Raw genomic sequence first — 6,802 nt, 5'->3', positions numbered from 1 at the left:
TCGCAAGATGAGTACGTTGAAGGCTGGCGCCTGGCCCAGGGTGAGCAGGACGGCACGTTCAGCAAATGGGATCAAGATAATGACGGCGTGCTCACCGAAGCCGAGTTCAATGCAGGTGTCTTCATGAATTATGACCGCGATCGTAGCGGCATGATCGAGAAACCGGAATTCGAAAAAGCTGACCGCGACATCCGCGAGGGCTTCTGGAAGCAACTTTGATCCTTCACGATACCACGAGAGGGTCGGCATTTGCCGGCCTTCTTTCCACGGACCACGCAGCAAACCGTGTGCGTGGGGCAGTTTGCGGAGAAGTCCCGGCCTACGAGGCGTCTCGAAAGGGGCAATGATCAACAGCCGCGGCTGACTGCCGAGAGTGCCTTGTCCCTGAGAGACCGCCCTTCAGCACCGAACGCGGTGTTTTTTCAGCGTCAAGATGGGGAAACCGGCTCTGAGAATAATCACGATGTCCACAGCCGGGGGCAATACCAGGGAGCCGCCCATGAACATGGACAAATACGTTTGCCACAAGCCATCGGCGTGGAACCGGCGTGCCGTTTCTCTCGCCGTGCCGGGGGCGGTCCTGCTGGGTCTGATGCTTGTGGCGCCAAACGTGCCACTGGTGATCTTCGCCGGCATCCTCCTCGCGGTGCTGATCAGTGCCAGTGGAAGCTGGATCGCCAGACGCCTTGGCTGCTCGCGCCGCGTCGGCATCGGCCTGTTCATGGTGGTTCTCAACCTGGCCCTCGCCGGTGTCTTCACTGCTTTCGTGCCCGCGATCCTGGAACAGGTCAACGCCTTCGTTGAACAGGTGCCCACCGCAATCGAAGCGTTGCGGAAGGGGGTCGAAGACATTCCCTGGCTCGACCGGCTGCTCACCGGCGCTACACCCTCCACACTCTTTTCGGACGAGAGCAGAGAGATGACGACCGGCGCTGTCAGGTCCACCTTCGGCGCGTTCGGAAATGCCGTGATCGTGCTTTTTATCGGGTTGTTCGGCGCGCTCGACCCCGATCTGTACCGCCGTGGCGTGCTGGGCCTGGTTACCACCTCGCTGCGCCCTCGCGCGTGCGAGGTGATGGATAAGGTCGGCGATACGATGCGCAGTTGGCTCATAGCCCAGCTCATCGCCATGGCGTTGGTCGGTGTGTTGACCGGTCTGGGCATGTGGATGATCGGAGTGCCGCTCCCGCTTTTGCTGGGTCTCATCGCCGGGATGCTTGCGTTCATTCCCAATCTCGGCCCGGTCATCGCGGCGGTTCCCGCCATGCTCCTTGCCGTGCCGCTGGGCGGGCAGGCCGTCGTTTTCGTTGTCCTGGTGTTCGTGGTGGTGCAGGCGCTGGAGAGCTACGCGGTCACGCCCTTTCTGCAGCAGCGCACGGTGTCGCTACCGCCCGCGCTGGTCATCGGGGTGCAGCTCCTGATGGGCACTCTCTTCGGGTTCATCGGGCTCGTGCTCGCCACACCTCTTGCCGCCGTCGCCATGACGTTGATCAACGCGATCTATGTCGAGGATTACCTCAGTCACGACAAGCGACGCGACTGATCCGGGGCCACGGCGCAGGGGCCATTGTCGGCGCGCCGTTCCGCCTGAACGCAGACCGGCCCGCATGCGGCGACCGGACAGAACCATGCACTGGAGGCCGATCATGGATGCCACACCACGACTTCTGCGGGCGGGCGACACGTGCTGGCGTGTCGAAAAGGCCGATCGCCTGGCGGTGATCGTCGATGCGGCCGACTATTTCACCATGCTCCGTGAGGTCATGCAGAACGCTCGGCATAGCGTGATCATGATCGGCTGGGAATTCGACACGCGGATCACCCTCGACCCGCGCGAGGACGCGGATGGCGTGCCAAACCGTTTGGGCAGGTTCCTGAGCTGGCTGGTGCGTCGTCGCCCCGACCTCAATATCTATCTTCTCCAGTGGGATGTCGGGCTTCTGGCAACGCTCGCGCGCGGGTCGACGCCGCTCAGGCTCGTGGACTGGATGATCGGGCGGCGGATTCGCATGAAGCTTGACCACGTGCATCCCAGCGGCGCGGCGCATCACCAGAAGATCATCGTCATTGACGATGCGCTGGCCTTTTGTGGCGGCATCGATGCCACCGCCGACAGATGGGACACGTCCGAACACGAGGAAGACAGCCCGTTCCGGGTCAGGCCCACCTCCAAGCGGCCTTACGGACCCTGGCACGATGCAACCACCGCCGTCGACGGCAATGTGGCGCGTGCGTTGGGAGAGCTTGCGCGGACACGGTGGGAACATGCGACCGGGGAGCGGTTGCCGCCGCCACCCGCCGTTCCACCGCTCTGGCCGGAGAACCTCGAACCCTTGTTGAGGGATGCCGAGGTGGCGATCTCTCGCACCATACCGGCCCATGCGGGGCGAGAGGAGGTCCACGAGATCGAAGCGCTCTACCTCGCGATCATCGCGGCCACGCGCCGCACGCTCTATATCGAAAGCCAATACTTCGCCTCGCGCACCCTCGCCGAGGCGATTGCCACCCGGCTGACCGAGCCGGACGGCCCCGAGATCGTCGTGATCAATCCCGAAACGGCCGAGGGTTGGCTCGAGGAGAAAGCGATGGGTTCGGCCCGGGCCCGGCTGCTGAGGCTTGTGCGAAAGGCCGACATTCACGACCGTTTCAGACTCTATACACCCGTGGCAAGCAAAGGGACCCCGATCTATGTGCACGCCAAGATCGTCATCATGGACGACACGCTTATGCGCGTAGGCTCATCCAACCTGAACAACCGGTCGCTCGGGTTTGACACCGAATGCGATCTGTCGGTCGAGGCTGTGCCGGGCGGGACAGGTGAGGATGCTGTCCGCATGAAGATCGCGGGTTTCGGCATCACCCTTTTGGCCGAGCATCTGGACGTGGAGACACAGACGGTTGCGCAGGCCATTCACGCGGCAAGCGGCTCGCTGATCGGGGCGATCGAAGCGCTGCGCGGGTCCGGGCGGTCGCTGGTGCCGTTCGAGCCGCCTGAATTCGGGGTTATCGGGGATGATATCCTGCGGGAAAACGATCTTCTGGACCCGGAGCGCCCGGCCCGCCGGTGGCCATTCTCTTGATTGGGGGGTGCCCGGTGGGCCTTCATCTTCTATCGGCTATAATTCGATGCGTTCGTGCGGCCACCATTCGGGATGTTCCGTGCGGATGAAATCAACCAGGTCCTCGCGCAGGCGCATTTCGATGTTCCACGCCTTCCATGGGTCCGGGGCCATGGCGTAGAATTCGACATTCAGACCAGTCAACGTATGATCCGTGATATAAGCACAGAGTTGCTCGGGTTCGATTACATCCGGATCAGCCTTGCCGAAGGCGATGAATTTCTCCCGAAGGACCTTCACTTCGGCCATCGGATCCAGGACAAGTCCAATGGTGCAGATCATGCGTTCATCTATGACCGACCAGTTCTTGAAGGGATAGGACAGGAAATATTTGACCGGCACGATGATCCGCCGTTCATCCCATGTGCGCAGGCGGATGAAGGTAAAGTAAATCGCCTCTACGACACACCATGTACCTTCATAGTGGATGCTGTCTCCGATCCGAACAGGCTTTGCAATCGCGATTTGCAGCGACGCCACCATATTGCCGAGCGTAACCTGCCCGGCGATGCCGAGGATCACCGTCAGGACACCCGCGGACGCAAGCAGGGTGACACCCATGTCCGCAAAGATATCGAATTGCAGCAGCACGAAAACGAGTGAGAAGCCGACTGTGATCACCAGAATGATCCGCCGCAAAGCATATATAGACGTGTAGAACTGGCGATCAGACGAGCTGGGCGTATCGTTCGTGTCACCGAGATAACGACGGGTCACACGGTCGAGCAGAGCATCGACGGCGCGCAGGGCGGCAAGGCTGAATCCGATAACGGCCAGAAGCACCAGCGCCGGCGTGATGATTGCAGTCGCCGGGCCCGACAGGGACACGATGAATCCCAAAAGCCAGTGCGCCGCCGCCGCCGCGGTGACCAGTGACAGTGGCAGCGCCGCGCGCTCGAAGGCGTGACGCATCACGCGACCGCTGGATATGTTCCTGCCCAGCCCGACAAGCTTTGACGTGAGCAGGCCGACAAGACCGACAAGGCCCACCAACAGGGGCAGTGCGATCCACTCCCAAATCTGCAGCCAGCCGACCCGTGCCTTCATCGTGTCCGGAATGTGGGCCTCGAAGGCTCTTGGGCCGAAAGCGTCGTGAAGACCATCGATACTGTCAATCGTGTCGCGCGAGAAAAGCCAGACAGGCTCGGCGGACTCGTCTTCGGATGTTTTTTCCGCATAGCGGGAGAGACGGATGGCATAGATCTGGCCGTCCACCTCAAACTCTTCCAGAAGATAGTCGCGCCGTCGCTCCATATCCTTCTGACCATTGGCAGTTTGGGGCGTGTGGGCATCGGGTTCGGCAGGGATGCCCGCCCAGTTGATCCGGAGCTTGCGGTCGATGACCGACGCGAGTCTGGCCGCGAGGTCCGGCCCACGCGCCTCTTGTTCGTCATGCGGTAGCTTCGACAATTCCAGGAGATGCGCAGAGGTGTCATGATCGCCCGTTTCCGCAAGATCGACAAAACTTCTGAGTGTCGCGCGGGGGGAACTCCGGTCGACATCGTTCGGCGGCGTTACGAGGCCCGGATTGATCGCTTCCAACTCGTACCAGAGCGCCGGGTCATCCTGCGCCATAACGGGCGGACTTGTCGCACATGCGATCCAGATGCCCGACAGAAGCAAGATAAGAAAGCGTTTGTAGCCCGAAAGGCAAGGCGATCGGGGTGCAATATCCATTTGGCCCTCTGTCGACTGTCGGATTAGGAACGCAAGAAGCGGTCGATGAATCATCGACCGCTTCCACACGCCATGAGTGGTGGGAAAGCTCAGGTTGTGCTGGCCCAGTCGTCGACCTGCTTTTCGGCCTCTTCCTTGCCAATCCCGTATCTTTCCTGGATTTTGCCGACCAACTTTTCCCGCTCGCCGTCGATCTGCTGCAGGTCGTCGTCGGTCAGTTCGCCCCATTTCGACTTGGCGCTACCTGTGATCTGCTTCCATTTGCCTTTGACTTCATCCCAGTTCATCGGATTCTCCATGTTGGGGTTACAGATAACAGGGTAACGTCCGGCGCTAGGGTTCGTTCCGTCCCTCGGGACAAAACCACCGCTGGTGGACGCAGTGGTCGGAGTTTACCGACGTCCCTGACGTTCTGCCGTTTCCCAGGGACCGGATACGCTCGCCCCGCCCTCATCATGGAACGGAATGCGCTGCGGCACGTTTCTACCTTGTTGGGTGAGTACGCGATCGGCTGTCGATCCACGCCCCACCCCAAGGAGGATTCCTAAATGCAAAAGCTTCTTTCAACCACGGCCATGGTCGTCGCACTTGGTTTTCCGGCAATGACGCTGGCCCAGTCGTCAGACACGACCGCCAGTTCTGAAACTCAGGGGCAGAGCGGGAAAATGTCCGGCTTTCTGTCAGAGCGCGGACAGTCGGACCTGTATGCCTCCGACCTGATGGGCCACGACGTTCATGCGCGCCGCTCGGCGGGCGAACGGACCAAGGCCAGCGATCAGGCATCCGGCAACGCGGACCAATCGCACCGTATGGCCACCATGAAACGCGGCGATCTGGATAACATGGACAAGATCGGCCAGATCAACGAAATCGTGCTGTCCAGTGATGGGCAGGTCCGTGCGCTGGTGATCGGTGTCGGTGGTTTCCTCGGCATGGGCGAGCAGGACGTCGCCGTGACGATGGAGCAGGTCACCTTTGCCTCTGACGCGGACGACCGGTCGCAGATGTATATCGTCGTGAGTACCGGGGCCGACATGCTCCAGGATGCTCCCGCATATGACCGCACCAAAGCACGGAACGCGGCTGCACGTGTCGACGGGCAAGACCGCACGGACCAGACGGCAAGCACCGCTGCGGCACAGGGCAATGACGGAACGCGCAACGACGCGCGCGATGCGTTCGCGGCCCCCCAGATCGAGCGTGAAGGCTACGACCAGATCGAAGCGCAGGACGTCTCGACCGACATGCTGACAGGCAAGACCGTCTATGACGTCAATGACAACGATGTCGGCGACGTGACGGACATGATCCTCGATAAGGATGGAAAGATCACCAATGTCGTCATTGATTTCGGTGGTTTTCTCGGCATCGGAAGCAGTCAGGCATCGCTCCAGTTCGAGGAACTGACGATTGTCACGAATAAGGGCTATGAAGACGTGCGCCTCTATGTCGATGCAACCAAGGAACAGATCCAGGATCTGCCGCGTTACATGGCGTCGAAGTGATGCCCGCGCGTCTGTCGGAGGTTTCCGTGCGGCCCCGGCTGAACTGAAACGACCGGCACATGCTTGATCGATCTGACGAAAGAGGCCACACAGTGATCTGTGCGGCCTCTGGTCATTCAGAACCGGAGTGGTCAGCCCGCGTGGTTCGGCATGGCCTTGAGCTTGTCCTTTGTCGTATCGAGATGGACGCGCATGTCGGTCCCGTCGGTCTCGCGCAGAACGGTCAGTTCGCTGAACGGCAAGAGAACGGAATGCGCCCCCATGCCAAGAAATCCTCCGACGTCGATCACGGCATCAGTGATCTTGCCGTCCGTGGTCACCTTCAATGCACTGATTGACCCGATGGTTTCGTCGTCGCGTCCGTAGACAGTGGCGCTTTCCACATCGGAGGTGGTGAGAGTGTTCGTCTCGGCCGGGTCATAGCCATCGCGAACAAAGCCGAAGGCCCCGCCGGTTCCCGTTCCGTGCGGTGTCGTGTCTTGATGTGTCATGGACGTCTCC

Annotated in this window: 7 protein-coding genes; 4 read left to right on the top strand and 3 right to left on the bottom strand. The window is 60.8% G+C overall.

Translation table 11 applies throughout. The features are described 5' to 3' along the window. From CRJ03_RS00520 to CRJ03_RS00510, 3 genes are all read left to right on the top strand, one after another. A partial coding sequence (locus tag CRJ03_RS00520; protein ID WP_206018271.1) for a penta-EF hand family protein occupies positions 1-219 on the top strand: 219 nt, incomplete at its 5' end. A 280-nt stretch (positions 220-499) separates the two neighbouring features. Then, positions 500-1,543 (top strand): AI-2E family transporter, encoded by a 1,044-nt coding sequence (locus CRJ03_RS00515; protein ID WP_240611505.1) that lies wholly within the window; start codon positions 500-502, stop codon positions 1,541-1,543. 103 nt (positions 1,544-1,646) lie between these two features. Then, on the top strand, positions 1,647-3,080 hold the full coding sequence (locus CRJ03_RS00510) for a phospholipase D-like domain-containing protein (RefSeq protein ID WP_104016969.1): 1,434 nt from the start codon (positions 1,647-1,649) through the stop codon (positions 3,078-3,080). Positions 3,081-3,116: 36 nt separating this feature from the next. Here CRJ03_RS00510 and CRJ03_RS00505 read toward each other — a convergent pair whose 3' ends face one another. Beyond that, a complete protein-coding gene (locus CRJ03_RS00505) occupies positions 3,117-4,796 on the bottom strand; it encodes a mechanosensitive ion channel family protein (RefSeq protein ID WP_165375201.1) in 1,680 nt (559 codons plus the stop codon). An 89-nt stretch (positions 4,797-4,885) separates the two neighbouring features. After that, positions 4,886-5,083 carry a CsbD family protein gene (locus tag CRJ03_RS00500; protein WP_104016960.1) on the bottom strand — a complete coding sequence of 66 codons (198 nt, stop codon included), beginning with the start codon at positions 5,081-5,083 and terminating at the stop codon, positions 4,886-4,888. Positions 5,084-5,344: 261 nt separating this feature from the next. Between CRJ03_RS00500 and CRJ03_RS00495 the strand changes: the two genes are divergently transcribed. Continuing rightward, complete coding sequence (locus CRJ03_RS00495) at positions 5,345-6,301, top strand: PRC-barrel domain-containing protein (RefSeq protein WP_104016959.1); 957 nt, start codon at positions 5,345-5,347, stop codon at positions 6,299-6,301. 131 nt (positions 6,302-6,432) lie between these two features. On the opposite strand, the gene CRJ03_RS00490 is transcribed toward CRJ03_RS00495, so the two are convergent. Further along, the gene (locus tag CRJ03_RS00490; protein ID WP_165375200.1) at positions 6,433-6,792 is read right to left on the bottom strand and encodes a PRC-barrel domain-containing protein; all 360 of its coding nucleotides are present in this window, start codon (positions 6,790-6,792) and stop codon (positions 6,433-6,435) included. Between the last annotated feature and the right edge of the window lie 10 nt (positions 6,793-6,802).

Origin of the sequence: Roseovarius nitratireducens, assembly GCF_002925845.1 — a bacterium.
Lineage (GTDB): Bacteria > Pseudomonadota > Alphaproteobacteria > Rhodobacterales > Rhodobacteraceae > Roseovarius > Roseovarius nitratireducens.
Note: the sequence above shows the minus strand (reverse complement) of the source record. Positions and strands in the feature narration are given on the sequence as shown.

Bases quoted from the DNA above. Each gene is read 5' to 3' on its own strand.
- CRJ03_RS00510 (WP_104016969.1), top strand. From the start codon at position 1,647: ATGGATGCCACACCACGACTTCTGCGGGCGGGCGACACGTGCTGGCGT.
- CRJ03_RS00490 (WP_165375200.1), bottom strand. From the start codon at position 6,792: ATGACACATCAAGACACGACACCGCACGGAACGGGAACCGGCGGGGCC.
- CRJ03_RS00515 (WP_240611505.1), top strand. From the start codon at position 500: ATGAACATGGACAAATACGTTTGCCACAAGCCATCGGCGTGGAACCGG.
- CRJ03_RS00505 (WP_165375201.1), bottom strand. From the start codon at position 4,796: ATGGATATTGCACCCCGATCGCCTTGCCTTTCGGGCTACAAACGCTTT.
- CRJ03_RS00500 (WP_104016960.1), bottom strand. From the start codon at position 5,083: ATGAACTGGGATGAAGTCAAAGGCAAATGGAAGCAGATCACAGGTAGC.
- CRJ03_RS00495 (WP_104016959.1), top strand. From the start codon at position 5,345: ATGCAAAAGCTTCTTTCAACCACGGCCATGGTCGTCGCACTTGGTTTT.